1 protein-coding gene is annotated in these 381 nt (G+C 34.6%); it reads right to left on the bottom strand.

The annotated features are described in order from the left end of the window. Positions 1-66: 66 nt before the first annotated feature. Positions 67-381 (bottom strand): MFS transporter (locus E2E34_RS37825; protein ID WP_167518463.1); only part of this gene is annotated, 315 nt, incomplete at its 5' end.

Raw genomic sequence — 381 nt, 5'->3', positions numbered from 1 at the left:
AATCCATTCCAACACCAAAGGATTGTGAGGCTAAGGAAATGGCTGCCAATACACCTATATAATTAGTCAATGGAAGAGAAACTGCTGCAAACTTAATCCACCCATTTCTTCATAAAGGATAGTTTGTTGGTAAGGTAAGTTATTAGCTAACTGCTGTAAAAAAAAGAACCCAACTATTAACCATGAAATTGGATCTTTGAAAGCTTCAATTGCATGACGTTTTTTGAACATTTTTTGTTCAATAGACTGGTGGGAAGTATTTTGAACTTTTCTAATGACCCAGACCTTTTCTTCTGTGGTCAAAAAAGATGCATTAATTGGATTATCTGGGTATGAGAAGAAAACAAATACGGGTAAGATTAAGGTTAATCCGCCTATAAT

Origin of the sequence: Streptomyces albidochromogenes, from assembly GCF_005981925.1 — a bacterium.
Lineage (GTDB): Bacteria > Actinomycetota > Actinomycetes > Streptomycetales > Streptomycetaceae > Streptomyces > Streptomyces albidochromogenes.
Note: the sequence above shows the minus strand (reverse complement) of the source record. Positions and strands in the feature narration are given on the sequence as shown.